Source organism: Mesobacillus jeotgali (assembly GCF_014856545.2).
Taxonomy (GTDB): Bacteria; Bacillota; Bacilli; order Bacillales; family Cytobacillaceae; genus Mesobacillus.
On the sequence record NZ_CP109811.1, the window covers coordinates 1554879 to 1573318 of the forward strand.

An 18440-nucleotide genomic window follows, 5' to 3' on the forward strand; every position below is an offset into this window, starting at 1 on the left:
AAAAAAGAAGGTCCGGATTCACTCCGAACCTTCAAAGTTACTATTTTCGTTTAATGGTGATGGCGTCATTTTCGATGACTGCCTTCAATTCAACTGCATCCGGGTCTTCAAGGATGAAGTCGGCGATGGAGTCCTCAAGCTGCTCCTGAATGGAGCGGCGAAGAGGGCGTGCGCCAAAGGCAGGGTGGTATCCCAGCTCTGCAAGCTTATCCTTTACTTCAGCTTCAACTTCAAGAGTGATGTTCTGCTCCAAAAGAGTATCTCTAAGTTCAGCAAGCATTAAGTCAACAATTTTAAGAAGATGTTCTTTTTCAAGTGCCTTGAACTCGATGATACTGTCAAATCGGTTAAGGAATTCTGGCTTAAAGAAACCTCCCAATGAATCCAGGATACTTGATTCGTTGACAGCAGTGCTCTGATCGAAGCCTACTTTGATTGTTTTGTGTCCGACTCCTGCATTGCTTGTCATGATGATGACAGTGTCCTTAAAGCTTACAGTGCGGCCCTGGCTGTCAGTCAGGCGTCCGTCCTCAAGGATTTGCAGGAACATATGCTGGACGTCTGGGTGTGCCTTCTCGATTTCATCCAGCAGAATGATGCTGTATGGATTTCGCCTTACTTTTTCGGTCAACTGGCCTGCTTCGTCGTGGCCTACATACCCTGGAGGTGAACCAATCAGCTTGGATACACTGTGCTTTTCCATGTATTCACTCATGTCCAGTCTTACCATTGCATCTTTAGTGCCAAACAGCTCTTCTGCCAGTGTCTTTGTTAATTCCGTCTTACCGACACCAGTTGGTCCGACGAATAGGAAGGATCCAATTGGACGGTTTTTCGATTTCAGGCCTGCACGGCTCCGGCGGATTGCCTTGGCTACTTTCTGTACAGCATCTTCCTGACCGATGACCTTGCCAGTAAGGTTTGCGACAAGGTTCTTCATTCTGACTTGTTCGTCCTCCTGGAGCTTGCCAACAGGAATTCCAGTCTTCTTTTCGATGATCTCCTGGATATGCTGGACAGTAACCAAAGGACGCTCTGTACTGCCATTTTCATTTAATGACTTTTCCAGTTTTGCTTCTTCGTCACGAAGCTTTGCAGCTGTTTCATAGTCTTCCTGCTTCAATGCCTCTTCCTTTTCCTTTGCGATTTCAGCAAGACGGCTTTCAGCATCGTTTTTATTGGTGTAATCAGAAACAAGGTTAAGCTTGGAGCCAGCTTCGTCCATTAAATCGATTGCTTTGTCAGGAAGGAAGCGGTCCTGGATATAACGGTGTGAGAGCTGTACACATGCCTTGATTGTTTCTTCCGGAAAGGAAACCTGATGAAACTCTTCGTACTTAGATTGAATTCCCTTCAAGATTTCGACAGCCTCATCCACTGTTGGTTCGAGGACATGGACTGGCTGGAAGCGTCTCTCAAGCGCCGCATCCTTTTCAATTTGGCGATATTCCTTCAGGGTTGTTGCACCGACCACTTGAAGCTCACCTCGGGCCAGAGCTGGCTTCAGAATATTGCCGGCATCCATGGAACCTTCTGCAGACCCTGCACCAACAAGCTGATGAATTTCATCAATAAATAGAATGATATTTTTGCGAGCCTGTAATTCAGAAATCAGCTGTTTCATTCTTTCCTCGAATTGTCCGCGAATACCTGTGTTCGAAACCATTGAAGCGACATCTAACAAATAGACTTCCTTGCTTTTCAGCTTATCCGGTACATCGCCTTCAACAATCTTAAGAGCGAGTCCTTCAGCAATGGCCGTCTTACCTACGCCTGGTTCCCCAATCAGCACAGGATTATTTTTATTCCTTCTATTTAAAATCTCGATTACTCGTTGTACCTCTTCGTCTCGTCCAATTACCGGGTCAATCAAGCCGGTCTTGGCGATTTGAGTCAAATTTCTGCCATACTGATCAATAAAGCCATTTCCACCGCCGGCTGTTTTCGCAGCAGCAGAAGCCGGGTTATCGTTAGGGTTTTGATTATTCATATTGCCTGAAAACTGTTTGAACATATCATTAAATGGCGAGCCTCCAAAGCCTGAAAATCCAGACATCTGGCTGCCAAAGGAAGCACCTAATTTTTCTTTTTCTGTTTTGTAGCAATCTTCGCAGAGCATTAAATGCTTCTGATTACCGTTTAAATTTAATCTCAATTGGATCTTAGCGTTTTTCTCATGGCAATTTTGGCAAAGCATTTAAATTCCTCCTTCAAAAAATTAATTCTTATATATAATGATCAAATATAGTCTTTCTTGACTTTGACTATCTTTGATCAATTTAACTTAATTATACTTTGACCTTTTCTGACTTTCAAGATATTTGATTATGGTAATTTTTAGAAAAGACAGTGTTCGAACTTCCTTTTAAAAAAAGCTCGTCATGGTTTGTCTATCCTGACATATATTGAGAAGGAGGGAGGGGAACGCTTTGAAGACAAATTGGGGTGCTGCCTTTCAAATCGCTGCTGTTTATGTCGGGACTGTTGTGGGAGCCGGCTTTGCGACAGGGAGGGAAATCGTCGAATTCTTTTCCCGTTTTGGACTTTTTGGATTAATTGGTGTTTTCATGGCGGGATACATTCTTACATATATGGGGGCAAAATTAATGCGCATCGCAGCAGCGATCGGTGCCCATTCATATGAAGAAATGAATGTTCATCTATTTGGGAAGTTTTTTGGGGGAATTATCAATATTATGATGCTGTTTATGCTGCTTGGAGTTTGTGCCGTTATGTTATCCGGTGCAGGAGCAGTTTTTGAAGAGCAGCTTGGAATGACGAAATCCCTGGGGATCTTTGTCACGATTGCACTGTCACTTGCCGTCATGGTTGTCGGCTTAAAGGGTGTCTTTGCTGTGAACACTTTTGTCGTGCCGATGATGATCTTGTTCAGCCTGATCTTATTCTTCCTGTCAGTTAAATTGCCTGGATTCATTGAGCAGGTCGTTTTTATTCCATATGCAGAGGATGGCTGGAAGGCTGTGATCGGTCCATTCTCATATACAGCGCTGAATCTGTCGCTTGCCCAGGCAGTCCTGGTTCCTGTAGCAGCCGAGATGAAGGACGATCAAACTGTAAAATGGGGTGGGATCCTTGGCGGGATAGCACTTACCTTAATTTTGCTTTCAAGCCATTTGACCTTAATTATGCTTCCTGGATTCGAAACATTTGAGATTCCAATGGCTGTTGTTATGAAACAGCTTGCTGCTGGTCTATACTGGATTTTTGTCTTGATTGTATATGGAGAAATTTTCACCTCCGTAATTGGCAATATTTTTGGTCTGGAAAGGCAAATTCAAAAGTATATCAAGATGCCAAGCCTGCTTGTCGTTTCACTGCTCTTTTTAATTTGTTATTTCATCAGCTTGATTGATTACGGAACGCTGCTCTCAGTCCTTTATCCTGTTTTTGGTTACATCAGTTTAATTTTTATTGTCTTGTTATGGATGAAACCAGTTAATGTGAAAAGATAAAAAGAAGGGGCAGCTGCCCCTTCTTTTTATTTATTCTCTTTCATAATGGTCTTGGCCATTTCCAAGAATGCACTGCGGTGGTCTGCACCTTCTTTTGTGAATAAAGTAAGCTTTAATGGTTGTTCATCATTTTTTATAAGATACGTCGTTACGATGTCTGATTCATTTTTAGTTTCCATTGCCCACGCATTGTTGAAGAATGGGTCTTCAGGTGTTTGTGCTTCCTTCACTTCAGCACCGACAGCAGCTAGCTGTGCTTTGGAATTCTCTTCGACTAAGGACCATTCTGCATCATTTGGAATCAGTTCTATCCTCATGAATACACTGTCGTCCTCAGACCACATTAGTACATCTTTGTTAGGCTCTTCTGCTGATAATTCATATTCAGGCAAAACATACATAGAGTAGTTTTGATTATCGTTATGTTTTAAGAAGGCAGTCTGTTCTTTTTGTTCTCCATCCACTGTATAGGCAATGTTTTGCTCCATAACCCGGATTAGGCCCTCTTCGTTATTATTATTTTCCTGGTCTGTTGTTTGCTGCTTTTCCTCATTTTTTTCTGGCGCAGCAGCCGGCTGGGCCGCAGGTGCCTTATCTGTGGACTTCGATTCTTCCGGAGATCCGCAGCCTGCAATGATAATTGATGACAATCCGATAATTGCTAAAGGTTTTACTAATTTGTTCATGTCTGAATGCCCCCTGTTATTTCATATGGTGATTTCTACAATTTTAGACGGAATAGAATAACGAAAGTTACAATATTTTGTCGCACTTACAAAATATCATGGACAGGCAAATTGGACAATAATGAAAATGACCCATGAGCCAAAGTTGGCATGGGTCATTTTTAGGGTGAAATCTGTTGGGTACTCACTAGTTAAGTGGAAGAAAAACAAATAATAATAAATCAAATACGATATGAGAGACTATAACAAGTGGCATGCTCCGTTTCCATGCGTACAAAATACTCCAGGCAAGTCCAGCAATAATGGCGGCCAAAACTAGAATAAATTCACCAGAATAGAAATGGACAGAGGCATATAAGATAACGGAAAGAATAATCGACATTTTCACATTAATGTATTTGCTGAGTCGTTTTTGGATAAATCCTCGCCAAAAGATTTCTTCGCCAGGAGCCAGGATTAACACCAGGACAAGATAATGCCAGATTAAATCAGGTGAGAATCTGCTGTACAGACGCGTTATTTGATTGGCGAAAGGCAGATTTAACAACTCGATCAGGAAGCTTCCAAGCCAAAAGAGGCCAAATAAACCAAGACCTGAAGCAATACCTAAAGTTAAGTAAGAAAGCGTTGAAGTGTTGTCCTCGATTTCTTCGTGTATGATGGAATAACTGATCAGAACCAGCATCGAAGCTGTGAATATATACCAGAATACGTTTTTATCTTCGAAGGTAAAAAACATAAGAAGATGCGCGATCAAAACCCCAATAATCAGTCTGCGATCCGCCATCCAATTTTTCATTCTACATAAACCCCTTTCCAGAAACAAAATTTATTGTACCAAATAATTCATTAAAATTGTAAGGAAATGATTTCTTTCAATTGGGGAATAGTAATATTGCACGAAAATTTGATTGGAGGGAAGATCATGTCAGAATCAAAGCGCGAGAGAGAGCGTAATTGGACTGTCCGCAAGCAGGATCAGCACCCGCATGGAAAAGTAAAATCCTTTAAAGAGCTTGCTGGCAAGGAAAATAAAGAATAAAACAGAAAAAGCAGCTCAGGCTGCTTTTGGTATCTTTATAATACAGTAAAAACTATTACACTTAGAACAGTGTCTAGCTCCAGCGCCTAGCCAGTTTTCATCCCTGAGATTACTTCCTTGAGTATCTTGCGAGAAGCGTTAGCTTTGAGCAGCTCGAGTCGCTTGTCTAGCTGCGGCTCCTAACTCCTCGAGGCGTTTGTCTAGTGTCGCCTCCTAGAAACTCCGAAACTTCAACTCCGCCGGCAGAAGCAAAAAGCACTTCTTTTTCGGAGTCTCCAGTTTCTGTGTTTCTGGACAGTCGGCTATACTTTTCGACTTCGGTCCTGCCAATGAAGTCAAAGAACGACTTCACTGTCAGGCCCTCCAACGCTTGTCGGAGTCGGACCGTCGCCTCCGCATTTCGTTTTCGGTCCTGCCAATGAAGTCAAAGAACGACTTCACTGTTCGGCCCTCCAGCGCTTGTCAGGGCTGAGCAAGCCGCTTGGGCATTTCTAGATTAGTAGGCTGCGTCTTTAACAATTTTATAGTTTTTATGATTGATAACAGTGCGTTGATCAAGCTCCAGATCCCGGAAATTGTTCATATATGTCAAATCAACAATTACTGAGTTTTCATTTACTTTCTCTACGACCCCTTGCAGTCCTTCTTTGAATTCGATTACATTTCCAACTTCGGCTTTCTTCAAATAAACTCGCTCCTTCGTTATATTTCGAATTACTAACATTTTGCCTTAATTTTTAACTAGCGTAAAGGAAAATCCGCATTAAATTTGAATGTTCACGAAATTTTCATTTTATAAAAGTTAGAAAATTCAATTTATATAACCTATTATATATAAGAATTACATTTCCATCCAGAAAAAATTTATAATATTTATCATTTCATTCCCTTTATATCGGTCCAGAAACATCGCAAAGGAATTTGCAAATTCATCACCAGAAGATAAAATGGTCATAGTATAAGAAACTTGAGGTGGTTCACTTGGATAAAGAACAGGCTATTAGAATGCTGGAAAGTCTAAAAAATAAAGAAGTAGAGGAAATCTTTGTCGCTAAACAGGATTTCATGGAATTTCGCGAATTTCTGGTGAAAAGGGAGGATTTCAAACATTTCAGGGGAATCGCTCAAAGAGGCGGAGATGTCATCTTTACATATATAGATGAGGCAAGGAGCTAATAAGAAGAAAAAGCGGTCTGTTAGTGTAAAATTTACTATCCCTATTAGTGGAATAGTAGTAAAATATTAACATAGACTGATGAGGTGATCGCTGATGGAAACATTGTCCCCTGAAAGGCTAATGGAAGAAATCGAACTCAAACGAAGAGAAATGATTTCAACCGCGAAGGAAACAGGTTTTCTAAGCGTACAGACCATTTCAGCAAGCCAGGAACTGGATAAGCTTTTAAATGTAGTTCAGGAAGAAGGGTACTTTTTAACCAAATAAATCTTTCAGGAGCACTTGGAAAAGGTGCTCCTTTTCATTTGGATAAAAATGGTTGAAAATTCACATTTTTTCTGTCTGATGGTAAACTTTTTATAAGCCTTACAAGGTAACCAAGAGAACATTCACAATAGGGGGAAAAATGAATGGAACTGGCAAATAAACTAGAGCAGCTAAAAATAGAAATAGGTAAAAATGTAGTCGGGCGAGATGATGAAATAGAGATGATGGTGATCGCCCTTTTGAATAATGGCCATATTCTTATGGAGAGTGTGCCAGGGACCGGAAAAACGCTGCTGGCTAAAACATTTGCACGTGCAATAAGCGGACAATTCTCCAGGATTCAGTTCACTCCTGATGTCTTGCCCAGTGATATTACAGGAATCCAGTTTTTTAATCCTAAACTTCAGGAGTTCGAATTAAAACCAGGTCCAATTGTCACCAATATTCTTCTGGCAGATGAAATCAATCGTGCAACTCCTAGAACCCAGTCAAGCCTGCTGGAGGCTATGGAAGAACATCAGGTAACAATCGACGGCCACACGATTTCCTTGAAAACCCCTTTCCTCGTAATCGCAACCCAGAATCCTGTGGAATCACAGCAGGGGACATTCCAGCTTCCGGTCGCGCAGATGGATCGCTTCTTTATAAAGTTATCCCTCGGGTATCCAGAAGTTTTTGAAGAGAAGGAAATGATCAAGAAACATAGGTTTGGAACATCAGCGAAAGAAGTCAATCCGGTTATCAGTGAAGAGGATATCAAGTCATTGAAGCAGGAAATCATGAATGTGAAGTTAACAGAGGTTGTTGAAGATTACCTATTACAGATCGTACGGAAAACAAGGAGCCATTCTTCGATCGAATTAGGAATCAGTCCGAGGGGGACCCTTGCATTAGTAAAGGCGGCCCAGGGCAGGGCACTGATTAAGGGTCGAGATTATGTAGTACCAAATGATGTCAAAGAGATGGCTCCCTTCGTGTTAGGACACAGAATTTATTTTTCTGCTGAGGCATCGCTGACAATGACACCCGAAAAAGTAGTCGAGGATTTGCTGGAATCCATTCCGCTGCCTGTTGAAATTGAGGTTTAAGCACATGCAATGGAAAAAAATCGTCATTGAGGACCGTTTTCTATCCATATTGGCTTTTCTCGGGATACTTTTACTGATCGCCAGCTTTTACATAAATTCCTGGCTGATGTTCGGAGTCGGCCTGATGATCCTATTTATCGCTGGAGGAAATTCCTATTATCTGAAGCATATAGGAGAGGGTTTATTTTTTGATAACGAACGTAAACGGAATCGCTTCTTTATCGGAGACAAAGGAGAGTGGATCCTTCAGTTTCACAACCAAGGTCTTCCAATTATGAAAGGGAATCTCTCGATCTATTTTGATAGTGCGGTTGTCCCTGTCTCGGGCGAGTATCATATCCATTCGTCAAGAGTCGATGTCAGTCTGCCATTCTCGGTTGGACAGCGAGAAAAGATTAAAATCAATGTGCCTTTTTCCGCAGAAAAGCGAGGATTATCAAAGATAAGGAAAATGGAGCTCCATATCCCGCATTTCTTTGGTTTCGGGGATACCATTCTTGAGTTCTCTGACGTAATCAATATCGAGGCACTCGTCTATCCACAGACTATTTCGGTGCATAATTTGGATAAGCATAAGTCCGTTAAGCCAGGACAGAATCCATCTTTTTTCTCACTATTTGAAGATAATATGGGACCAATAGGCACAAGGGATTATCTGCCGACAGACAGCTTCAATAGAATTAATTGGAAAGCAAGTGCAAGGAAGATGGTCCTGCAGACGAAGGAATATGAACGCATTAATGAGGCAGGTGCCGTATTGTTCATCAATATTTCAGATGGTTATTCGGTGACAGGCAAGCTGGAATTTTTGATGAGCAGTACAGCTGAAATGGCTTATTTCTTTAACAGGAGAAATATTCCCTTCTCGCTCTGCATGAATATCAGGTCTGCTGGATTTACACCATTTACCTACCTGCCATTGGGGGCTGGAAAGGATCATCTGCAAAAGCTGCTTGACTTACTGGCTATAGCCGATTTTCATTCACCAACAATTCCGCATGAACAAATGCTGTTCTTTTACAAGCGGCATTTGCCGATTGCGCCGACCATGATACATGCCGGAATCCGGACAAGGGGAGCGGATTCCTATATCCAGGAATGGACCAATGCTGGTGTCCAGTTATTCGAGCTGAAAACCCATAATGAACATGCATTACTGGAGCCGATTAATATTATTTTGAAGGATGTTGCGGGCAAATGAATAGCCGTGTCTTAAATGTATTTTTTCGCTTTTTTATAGAGTGGACTTTTGTAAGCCTCATTCTGGTGGTATTTCATTTGCTATCATCACAACGAATGCCATTGTTTTCAACTATGATTATAGCCGCTGCAGCCTCCATACTCTTTACGCTTTTATTGGAGCTGAAGCCGCGTCTGGCAAAGCCTTTGTATCTTCTTGTAGTCATGCCGCTTCTTTTTGCTGCAGGCAGCTTGAGCAATCTTGAGAACTTTTATATAGGGATTATGGCAATATTCATTTTTTGGAGAGTGCTTAAGTTCCACCAGGATTCAACGAGTCAATCAGAAAGTGTCTGGCTCGTCCTCACCTTTTTGATCGGGGTATTTCTTTCGCCGCTTGCTTATTTTAATGGTGGCTCATATTTGATTCAAATCGTGTTCATCCTTCTCTTCCAACTGTTGTTTATATTGTCAGGGCAGTTTTTGCTGAAGTGGATTGATGTTGAACTCGCCTCAAAAAAAAGATTTGCAGTCACTTATTCCAAGCTGATTGGGATTATTCTGCTCCTTGTTGCGGTATTAACTTTTGGAAGAGGAATTTTAAAAGAGATGTTCTTTTTTGTACTGCAATTGGCTGGGTGGACGCTTTCTATGCTGTTGTATCCCTTTTTTGCCTGGATTGGTTCTGCAGATATGCAGGCTAGAGCCAACAAAGTATTTTCTGAAAACCTGCCTAATATGGAAAATGATGCATCAATTAAACAGGCCAGGCAGGTATTTGACCCGGACTTTTGGGGGCCTATTCTATTCGCTGTCCTGATTGCCATTGGATTTTATTTCATTTATAAAAAAACCAGTCTTTTCAGCATGCGGAAGGAGGAAGAAGCGGCAGAAGCCGGATTAATAAGCACCTCCCATATCGAAGGGGCAGCAAACAGCGGTGAGTTTACAAGGAGGCAAAAGGCGGCACCTGAAAACCACATAAGGAAGGAAATCTTTCAGCTTGAAAAATATGCCCATAAAAAGGAACTGGGCCGGCTTAACCATGAAGATGTCAAAGAATGGTTCGACAGGCTTAGCATTCAATATGATCCACGGACGATCCATACGTATGAAAAGGTCAGGTATGGTGACCAGCTGGACGAAAAAATCGACAGCTGGTTCAAGGACGAAATAAAGAAGGTCAAAAAGCAAATCATTGCATTGGAAAAAATTAAGAAGGAAGAGAGCAAAAAAAGTTTGAAGGAAGGCTTTAAACAGATTTTCAAGCGATAAAATACTTTTTGTCACAATTTCGATAAAATGAAAACGTTTTACTGAAAAAAATGCTCTAAACCTTTAAAAATCAATGTTTTTTCATTGTCTATGACTATGCAAAATGCTATTCTTTTGTGTGGGATGCCAATCCAAATTTCTGCGGAAATGATTGGAAACAATATATGGTGTGAAAGAACAATACAAATGGGTAAAATACAAATATCATTTTGGCTAGGCCTGAGTTTTGACCTTTCGCTGAATTGAACCATTTAGTTTGGAAAGGCATCATGTATGGTCATCTTAATCATCTAATTAAAAGGAGAATGATATAGTATGGTACAAAAACAATTCAAGGTCGTTGCTGAAACAGGAATCCACGCACGTCCTGCTACGATGCTGGTACAGGCTGCAAGCAAGTTCGATTCAGAAGTACACTTAGAATATAAAGAAAAAAAGGTAAACCTTAAGTCAATCATGGGTGTAATGTCATTAGGTATCGGCCAAGGAGCAGAAATCACAATCATCGCTGAAGGAAGCGACGAGCAAGATGCTCTTAACACACTAGAAGAAACTTTGAAAAAAGAAGGTTTAGCTGAATAATGGGCTTTCTCCAGGGAATTGCCGCTTCAAACGGCATAGCGATTGCGAAAGCCTATAAGCTGGTAGAACCGGATTTCTCTTTTGAAAAAACGACAATAGATGCTCCTGCAGAAGAAATTGCTCGTTTTCAGTCAGCGCTTCAGACAGCAAGAGCTGAGCTGGAAAAAATCCGCGATCATGCGGGAACTGCTTTAGGAGCTGATAAAGCAGCAATTTTTGATGCTCATCTTCTAGTATTGAGCGATCCAGAATTGATTTCACCCATCGAAGACAAAATCAAAACAGAAAATGTTAATGCAGAGCATGCATTAAAAGAAACGGCTGATATGTTCATCAACATGTTCGAATCCATGGACAATGAATATATGAAAGAACGGGCGGCAGATATTCGCGACGTAACAAAACGCGTATTAGCCCATCTGTTGGGTATCCAGATTCCTAACCCTAGCATGATTGCTGAAGAAGTAGTCATCGTGGCGGAAGATTTGACTCCTTCAGATACTGCTCAATTGAATCGCCAGTTTGTAAAAGGATTTACTACGAACATCGGCGGCCGTACTTCCCATTCAGCAATCATGGCTCGATCAATGGAAATTCCAGCTGTTGTAGGCACAAAGGCAGCTACAGAAGAAATCAGCAACGGGGATATCGTTGTTGTTGATGGATTGAAAGGCGAAGTTCATTTCAACCCAACTCCTGAAGTGCTTGAAGCCTATAAAAAAATACAGGAAGATTTCGAAAAGCAAAAAGCCGAGTGGGCTAAACTTGTTAACGAAAAGTCTGTAACAGCTGATGGCCATCATGTTGAACTTGCTGCGAATATCGGTACACCTAGGGATTTGAAGGGTGTAATTGAGAACGGCGGCGAGGGTGTAGGTCTTTACCGTACAGAGTTCCTATACATGGACAGGGACCAGCTTCCTACTGAAGAAGAACAATATACTGCTTATAAGGCTGTGCTTGAAGGCATGGAAGGCAAGCCAGTTGTTGTTCGTACATTGGACATCGGCGGCGACAAAGAGCTTCCATACTTGAATCTGCCGAAAGAAATGAATCCTTTCCTTGGCTTCAGGGCAATCCGCCTGTGCCTTGAGGAAGTGGATATTTTCCGTACACAACTGCGTGCTCTTTTGCGTGCTAGTGTTCATGGAAACCTGAAAGTCATGTTCCCGATGATCGCTACTTTGAACGAGTTCAGGGAAGCAAAAGCAATGCTTGAAGAAGAAAAAGCAAAATTGATTCAGGAAGGCGTCAAGGTTGCTGACCATATCGAGCTCGGCATCATGGTTGAGATTCCTTCTACTGCGGTCCTTGCAGATCAGTTTGCGAAGGAAGTCGACTTCTTCAGTATCGGAACAAATGACTTGATCCAATACACAATGGCAGCGGACAGGATGAACCAGCAAGTATCCTACTTGTACCAGCCGTACAATCCATCAATCCTTCGACTTGTAAAGATGGTCATTGATGCAGCCCATAAAGAAGGCAAGTGGGCTGGTATGTGTGGTGAAATGGCCGGTGACGAAACAGCGATTCCAATCCTGCTTGGTCTTGGCCTTGATGAGTTCTCGATGAGTGCCTCTTCAATCCTGAAAGCACGTTCATTGATCAGGAACTTAAATAAAGCCGATATGGAAAAGCTGGCTTCAACCGTGCTAAACATGAGTACAACTGAAGAAGTAGTTGAAGCAGTAAACCAGGCAATTTCATTGTAATATAATTGTAATATAAAAAATGTTTTAACCTATACAGGGCGGGTATAAATGAGTAAGCACTTTGGTTAGACTTTAATTAAGCTAATCATTCTCATTTTCCCCCAGATTTGGCCGGCTGTTTATCAGCCGGCATTTTTTTGTGTTAAAACCTATGCTGCAGGTGACTGCACGTGCATAAGAAAGAGCAACTTCGGACAGTTTTGAAAGAATAAGCAGAAAAGCTGTCAAAAGAAGGAGCAACTTCAGACAGGTTTGCAAGGGAAAGCGGAAAAGCTGTCAAAAGAAGGAGCAACTTCAAACCAGGTTTCCAGGTAAAAGAATAAAAAAAGCTGCCGGACTGGCAGCTTCTAAGCTTTAAAAGGGTTTTTCCATTCCATCAGCATCCCATAATTCAATGATTCTTCGTCCTCCAGATAATTTGCTACAGGTCTGACCGGTGTACGGCCGCAGCGCAGCAGAAAGGAAACGACTGGATCCTTTAATTCACCTTGTAGTACTTTTCCTACATACTGGTCAATGGTTATGTCAGCAGAGTGTAAGTGGTAACCTGGCATCCGGCCGCCTCCCAAAAGTCTTTCAAGACCTGATTGCACGACAGTCTCATACATAGATTGCATCATCCATTTTCCAAGCCCAAGCTTGCGGTAAGCTGGACTTATGCAAATATCGACAATGTAAAGAGTATTGCCTTCCGGGTTATGATTCCGTATATAGCCGTTATCGGTTATATCCGCCCAGGAATGGTCTTCGTCACCATTGTCTAATTGAACAATCAAGCCAGTTATGGAACCGACAATTCTACCGCCGATTTCTACGCATAATGCCCCATCCGGAAATAAGTTAATATGATTGGTCAGTTGTTCGGTATTCCACAATAGTTCTTCAGGAAACGGAGGCGGAAAGGCTTCCTTTTGAATCTGGATCAACTGGTCAAAATCATTTTCTGTGTAGTTTCTAATAATGGCTTTTACTGGTTTGTTGCTGTCGTAAACATAAAGCTGTTTATAAAACATATCCGCACCTCGAAAATATAGTATAAGCACAGTATAAAAAGATTGCGAATGGAAGGTCAAATTGTTGAACGAAAAAAAGCTGCCTTCCTCAATAAATATTCTAGTTGAAAGCCTATTAATGGTGGTTTAGAACCGTTGCAGGAAGGGTATACTAACATTGCGCATAAAATGGTAGATCGTTCTGGAGGCCGAGGAGTAATTTCTCGGCCTTTTGCTATTTAAAATGTTAAAATAATATCTAAAATCAAAAAGGGGAAGAAGGAGTACATATGCTGTCTAAAGAAGATACGGTAATTGGCTTTATTGGAACAGGCGTTATGGGAAAAAGTATGGCAGGCCATCTGCTTGGTGCGGGCTATCAGCTCACTGTATATACAAGGACGAGGGAAAAGGCAGCTGATTTGCTGGAAAAAGGAGCAGTCTGGTCAGATTCTCCACGTGACGTAGCACAGAAGGCAGATGTCATTTTTACGATTGTCGGTTACCCATCAGACGTGGAAGAAATTTATCTTGGGGAAGACGGCCTTATCGCCAATGCTAAGCAAGGCAGTTATTTAATTGATATGACCACGTCGACTCCATCCCTTGCAAAAGAAATTTATGAAAAGGCTAAAGAGAAAGGGATTCATGCAATTGATGCGCCTGTTTCTGGCGGTGATATTGGTGCGCGCGAAGCAAGACTCGCCATCATGGTGGGTAGCGATGATGAGGCTTTTCTTAAGGTAGAGCCACTGCTTAACATCCTTGGAACAAATATTGTTCACCAGGGAGAGGCAGGTGCCGGGCAGCACACAAAAATGTGCAACCAAATCGCGATAGCTTCAAATATGATCGGTGTTTGCGAAGCGATTATTTATGCAGAAAAAGCAGGACTGGATCCGGAAACCGTATTAAAGAGCATATCAACGGGAGCAGCAGGCAGCTGGTCGCTCTCCAACCTGGCTCCAAGGATGATTGATGGTAATTTCGAGCCTGGTTTTTACATCAAGCACTTTATCAAGGATATGAAAATCGCCCTCGATGAAGCCAAGCGGATGGATATGGAAGTACCAGGACTTTCTTTGGCATTGTCGCTGTATGAACAACTAGCGGAAAAAGGCGAAGAAAACAGCGGTACTCAGGCGCTATATAAGTACTGGAAATAATCATAATATTTGCTAGTCATAGACCCCTCTCCAGGTAAAGATACTATAACCTAAAGGAGGGGAATTTTTATGGCTAAAAGGACGAAAAAGAACGACCCGCAGCAAAAGAACAAGAAGGGTTTTGATTCTGCAGTCATTGATTCTGAGTTCTCACATGAGATTGGCAGTGCTGCGACTAATAAGATCCATAAGGATAAAGCAAAAAAAGAGAAAGCTTCTAAGAATAACGGAAAATACAAGGGATAATATAAAGCCGTTCCTGCTGAGGAACGGCTTTCCAAGTTTTATTGCAAGTAACTTTCCAAACGATCAAGCCCTTCTTTTAGCGTATCCATTGAGTACGCATAAGAAAGCCGGAAATATCCCTCTCCAAATTCAGAGAATGCACTCCCTGGAACCACTGCCAATTTTGCTTCATTGACCAGTTCCATACAAAAATCAAAAGATGAAATATTGGAAGCTGGGATTTTGACGAAGAAGTAAAACGCGCCCTCAGGCTTGATTACATCAAGTCCCATAGACTGGAGTCTGTTGAATACATAATCCCGCCTTGAAGCATACTCCTGCTTCATTGGCAATGCATCATCAATTCCGGCTGTCAAAGCCTCTAAAGCAGCCATTTGCGAAATCGACGTTGCACAAGTTACATTGTATTGATGCACCTTTAAAATATGCTTGGCTAAATATTCAGGGGCAAACAGCATGCCTATCCGCCAACCGGTCATCGAGTGGGATTTGGAAAGTCCGTTGATGACAATGGTTTTTTCTTTCATGAATTGGGCAATTGAAACATGCCTTTGCTCATAAACAAGTTCACTGTATATTTCATCAGCGAGGACAAAGATATCCTTGTCCTTAAGCAGCTGGGCTATTTCCTTCAGTTCTTCCTCATTCAAGCTGACTCCGGTAGGGTTTGAGGGATATGGAAGGACGATACACCTTGTTTTATCAGTAATCAAACTTTCTATCAGCTCTGGTGTCATCCTGAATTGTGTATTCCTGATATCCGCATAGACTGGTATGGCACCGCATAGCTTGATGATTGGTTCATATCCCGGATAAACAGGCCCAGGGATGATCACTTCACATCCTTCTTCAAGAATGGTCCTGAAAGTGATATCAATAGCCTCGCTCGCTCCAACTGTAATAATCGCTTCATGCTCCGCTGAATAATCCACATTATATTTTTTACGATAAAAATCAGTTGCAGCTATTCTTAGCTGGATCAGACCAGCGTTATGTGTATATGTAGTGATGTTCTGATCAATTGCTTTCTTGCCAGCTTCCTTGACATGTTCAGGTGTCGGAAAATCAGGCTGACCTATAGTTAGGGAGACCATGTCTTTCACATCTGCCACCATGTTAAAGAATTTCCTGATTCCCGAGATTTCGATATTTTTAACCCGATTGTTAATTAAATGTTCCACTTCTTTCATCCCTCCGATTGAATATCACTATTTTACCATGATGAACTCAAAAGGTGTAAGGAACGGCTGCTAAACAAAAAGGAAATTTATACATGGCAGCGAATATTAATTATTGAAAGAATCAAAAGGAGTGGATCTATTTGAAATTGGAAGAAATGAAAGCACATTATACAGAATTTGATGGATGGATCGAGTCATTGAAAGGACTAACAGACTCTGAGTGGAATATGCCTTTGGGGGAGGGGAAATGGTCTGTAGCAGCGGTTGTATCGCATCTGCTTTTCTGGGATCAATATTCACTAAAGGAAAGGTTCCCTTATTTCAAAGAAGGAGCGGAACTGGATTCCTATCCTGACTTCCAAATTATCAACGAACGAGCAAGAGAGTATGCAGAAAATACAGCCACAAAGGAAGAAATTCTTGATGGACTGCTTGCCGTACGCGTGGAATTCCATAAGATGCTTGATAAATTGGATGATGAAAAATTGGCTGTGGCATTCAAAATTTCTGACCACCACATGACGACAGGTACATATATCATCGATTTTATCGAGCACGACCTTTATCATCAAAAGCAGGTAAATGCGGTATTAGGCAGGACACTAGTAAAATGATTAAGACCTTTTCATATACAATTTGCTTGAACTGACCATTTCTTCCGGTGCATATAAAGCTGCGGATGCAAGGGTTCATTCGGAAAACAGTAATCGTTAATAAGAGAAGCAAACCGAGCTTTCGGTTTGCTTTTTTATTTGGTTTGATTCTGTATATTTCCCATGCAGGCTTGCCATTTTGACTACTATAGCACATTCAATCTCATAAGCTAAACAGTTTAAATCATCCTGCCGATAAGAGGTATATAGTACTAATTCTATAACAAGAAGGAAGATCATGATGAATGACAGCAGTATATTATTAGAATCAGGCACGAATGAACTTGAAATTGTCGAATTTGGCATAGGCCAGAATAAATTTGCGATAAATGTCATGAAAGTGAAAGAAATTCTTAACCCCGTACCGGTAGTGGCGATTCCAAACGCTCACCCATTTGTTGAAGGAATCATGGAGCTGCGGGGCGAAGTGCTTCCAGTCATCAATGTCGCTACAGCGCTAGGGCTTAAAGAATCAACAAATCCACAGTTGGATAAGTTCATCGTTGCGGAATTCAATCAGATTAAGACAGTGTTCCATGTCCATGCGGTTTCGCAAATTCACCGAATCTCCTGGTCCCAAATTGAGAAGCCGTCAGACATGTATCAGGGTCAAGAGAGCCAAATTATCGGAGTCATCAAGCTGGGAGGAGAAATGGTACTTTTCCTGGACTTTGAAAAAATCCTTCTTGAGATCAACCCTGAGTCTGGAATCAAGATTAGCGATGTTAAGAAACTTGGTCCCAGGGAACGCTCTATGAAAAGGATTGTGATTGCGGAAGACTCTGCAATGTTAAGGAAAATGCTTCATGACACCTTGAGTGAAGCTGGATTCCAGTACCTTGAATTCTTTGAGAATGGCCATGATGCCATCTCCTATCTTGAACAGCTGGCAGTGGATGCCGATGTTTTTTCAGAGTCAGTACAACTGGTGATCACAGACATAGAAATGCCGCAAATGGATGGACATCATCTTACAAAGAGAATAAAAGAGCACTCCGTTCTGCAAAAACTTCCTGTAATCATTTTTTCATCTTTGATCACGAATGAACTGCGACACAAGGGGAGTGTAGTGGGAGCAGATGCACAGATCAGCAAGCCAGAGATTAGCGAACTGGTGCTGAAAATTGATGAATTGATTTTATAGTTCAAAAAAAGCAAAAAGAAAGCTGACTTCTCAGCTTTCTTTTATGGATACCGTTCTCCCAGTTTCTTGAATACAGGTTTGGCATACTTCCTCGTCTTGCCTGCTCCGGCGGTTTCGTTGGATTCTTTTAGGCCTGTGTAGGATGACAATAGCCTTTTCGCGCTGGTCAATGAAATGGTGGCTCTTGGATTCCTCACTGACTGATCGAGTTTTCCTAAGTGGGGAAGCTGCTCGAAGTCCTGTTTAGTCGGCGGGATGTGAAATGTGTACTCACCGCAAACCACCAAGACGTCTGATTGCTGCTGGCTGTTTCTCGGATTGTTTGAAAAATGGAGTCCTGTTTTTTTAGCTTTGCCTTCAGCAAGCATTTTTTTTAATCGCATCATGTTTCAACTGATATAAAAACTTCGGATTAGGAGCAGTCTTGGCATGACGGTTCACAGTGAAGATTGCTTGTGAGAGGTTCTCGATCGTTGGGCGGAGTGAGGGGATCTTGTTCCTTTCATTATTCAATGGGATAGGCTCCTTTCATTATTACGGCATTTGTTTATAAGACTTTCATTATCTAATATCA

Annotated in this window: 20 protein-coding genes and 1 pseudogene; 13 read left to right on the top strand and 8 right to left on the bottom strand. The window is 41.7% G+C overall.

The features are described 5' to 3' along the window. Positions 1-40: 40 nt before the first annotated feature. Positions 41-2197 (bottom strand): ATP-dependent Clp protease ATP-binding subunit, encoded by a 2157-nt coding sequence (locus tag FOF60_RS07640; protein ID WP_192472685.1) that lies wholly within the window; start codon positions 2195-2197, stop codon positions 41-43. A 232-nt stretch (positions 2198-2429) separates the two neighbouring features. Here FOF60_RS07640 and FOF60_RS07645 point away from each other — a divergent pair, with 232 nt between their 5' ends. Beyond that, positions 2430-3473: a YkvI family membrane protein gene (locus FOF60_RS07645; protein ID WP_192472686.1), complete on the top strand. Its 1044-nt coding sequence runs from the start codon at positions 2430-2432 to the stop codon at positions 3471-3473. A 26-nt stretch (positions 3474-3499) separates the two neighbouring features. Here the strand turns inward: FOF60_RS07645 and FOF60_RS07650 are convergent, their stop codons facing one another. Further along, positions 3500-4159, bottom strand: a complete 660-nt coding sequence (locus FOF60_RS07650) for a hypothetical protein (RefSeq protein WP_192472687.1) — start codon at positions 4157-4159, stop codon at positions 3500-3502. Positions 4160-4346: 187 nt separating this feature from the next. After that, entirely contained in the window at positions 4347-4958 is a 612-nt protein-coding gene (locus FOF60_RS07655) for a CPBP family intramembrane glutamic endopeptidase (protein ID WP_192472688.1), read from the bottom strand. A 126-nt stretch (positions 4959-5084) separates the two neighbouring features. Here FOF60_RS07655 and FOF60_RS07660 point away from each other — a divergent pair, with 126 nt between their 5' ends. Next, on the top strand, positions 5085-5201 hold the full coding sequence (locus tag FOF60_RS07660) for a DUF6254 family protein (RefSeq protein WP_225650320.1): 117 nt from the start codon (positions 5085-5087) through the stop codon (positions 5199-5201). Between the two features lie 166 nt (positions 5202-5367). On the opposite strand, the gene FOF60_RS07665 is transcribed toward FOF60_RS07660, so the two are convergent. Together FOF60_RS07665 and FOF60_RS07670 are read right to left on the bottom strand one after the other, a co-directional pair. Then, positions 5368-5553 carry a hypothetical protein gene (locus FOF60_RS07665; protein ID WP_192473580.1) on the bottom strand — a complete coding sequence of 62 codons (186 nt, stop codon included), beginning with the start codon at positions 5551-5553 and terminating at the stop codon, positions 5368-5370. Positions 5554-5697: 144 nt separating this feature from the next. Beyond that, positions 5698-5886, bottom strand: coding sequence for a YkvS family protein (locus FOF60_RS07670; RefSeq protein WP_192473581.1), 189 nt, complete (start codon positions 5884-5886; stop codon positions 5698-5700). Positions 5887-6182: 296 nt separating this feature from the next. On the opposite strand from FOF60_RS07670, the gene FOF60_RS07675 reads away from it, so the two are divergent. From FOF60_RS07675 to ptsP, 7 genes are all read left to right on the top strand, one after another. After that, the gene (locus FOF60_RS07675) at positions 6183-6377 is read left to right on the top strand and encodes a hypothetical protein (RefSeq protein ID WP_192473582.1); all 195 of its coding nucleotides are present in this window, start codon (positions 6183-6185) and stop codon (positions 6375-6377) included. A 94-nt stretch (positions 6378-6471) separates the two neighbouring features. Next, positions 6472-6645: an aspartyl-phosphate phosphatase Spo0E family protein gene (locus FOF60_RS07680; RefSeq protein WP_225650479.1), complete on the top strand. Its 174-nt coding sequence runs from the start codon at positions 6472-6474 to the stop codon at positions 6643-6645. A gap of 143 nt (positions 6646-6788) precedes the next feature. Continuing rightward, complete coding sequence (locus tag FOF60_RS07685) at positions 6789-7733, top strand: AAA family ATPase (protein WP_192473583.1); 945 nt, start codon at positions 6789-6791, stop codon at positions 7731-7733. A gap of 4 nt (positions 7734-7737) precedes the next feature. After that, complete coding sequence (locus FOF60_RS07690) at positions 7738-8934, top strand: DUF58 domain-containing protein (protein ID WP_192473584.1); 1197 nt, start codon at positions 7738-7740, stop codon at positions 8932-8934. 77 nt (positions 8935-9011) lie between these two features. Continuing rightward, positions 9012-10187 (top strand): hypothetical protein, encoded by a 1176-nt coding sequence (locus FOF60_RS07695; RefSeq protein WP_192473585.1) that lies wholly within the window; start codon positions 9012-9014, stop codon positions 10185-10187. Between the two features lie 315 nt (positions 10188-10502). Beyond that, positions 10503-10769, top strand: a complete 267-nt coding sequence (locus FOF60_RS07700) for a phosphocarrier protein HPr (RefSeq protein ID WP_167831919.1) — start codon at positions 10503-10505, stop codon at positions 10767-10769. Continuing rightward, positions 10769-12484, top strand: coding sequence for a phosphoenolpyruvate--protein phosphotransferase (ptsP, locus tag FOF60_RS07705; protein WP_192473586.1), 1716 nt, complete (start codon positions 10769-10771; stop codon positions 12482-12484). Before FOF60_RS07700 ends, ptsP begins: the two co-directional genes overlap by 1 nt. Positions 12485-12831: 347 nt before the next feature. Here ptsP and FOF60_RS07710 read toward each other — a convergent pair whose 3' ends face one another. Further along, the gene (locus FOF60_RS07710) at positions 12832-13497 is read right to left on the bottom strand and encodes a GNAT family N-acetyltransferase (RefSeq protein ID WP_192473587.1); all 666 of its coding nucleotides are present in this window, start codon (positions 13495-13497) and stop codon (positions 12832-12834) included. A gap of 269 nt (positions 13498-13766) precedes the next feature. Between FOF60_RS07710 and FOF60_RS07715 the strand changes: the two genes are divergently transcribed. Together FOF60_RS07715 and FOF60_RS07720 are read left to right on the top strand one after the other, a co-directional pair. Continuing rightward, positions 13767-14642, top strand: coding sequence for an NAD(P)-dependent oxidoreductase (locus tag FOF60_RS07715; RefSeq protein WP_192473588.1), 876 nt, complete (start codon positions 13767-13769; stop codon positions 14640-14642). Positions 14643-14711: 69 nt separating this feature from the next. Then, positions 14712-14888 carry a hypothetical protein gene (locus tag FOF60_RS07720; protein ID WP_192473589.1) on the top strand — a complete coding sequence of 59 codons (177 nt, stop codon included), beginning with the start codon at positions 14712-14714 and terminating at the stop codon, positions 14886-14888. 38 nt (positions 14889-14926) lie between these two features. On the opposite strand, the gene FOF60_RS07725 is transcribed toward FOF60_RS07720, so the two are convergent. Next, a complete protein-coding gene (locus tag FOF60_RS07725; protein ID WP_192473590.1) occupies positions 14927-16069 on the bottom strand; it encodes an aminotransferase A in 1143 nt (380 codons plus the stop codon). A 140-nt stretch (positions 16070-16209) separates the two neighbouring features. Here FOF60_RS07725 and FOF60_RS07730 point away from each other — a divergent pair, with 140 nt between their 5' ends. Together FOF60_RS07730 and FOF60_RS07735 are read left to right on the top strand one after the other, a co-directional pair. After that, positions 16210-16683: a DinB family protein gene (locus tag FOF60_RS07730; RefSeq protein WP_192473591.1), complete on the top strand. Its 474-nt coding sequence runs from the start codon at positions 16210-16212 to the stop codon at positions 16681-16683. 277 nt (positions 16684-16960) lie between these two features. Then, entirely contained in the window at positions 16961-17866 is a 906-nt protein-coding gene (locus FOF60_RS07735) for a chemotaxis protein (RefSeq protein ID WP_192473592.1), read from the top strand. 41 nt (positions 17867-17907) lie between these two features. Here the strand turns inward: FOF60_RS07735 and FOF60_RS07740 are convergent. Then, positions 17908-18379: pseudogene (locus tag FOF60_RS07740) on the bottom strand (YkyB family protein). Positions 18380-18440: the final 61 nt, after the last annotated feature.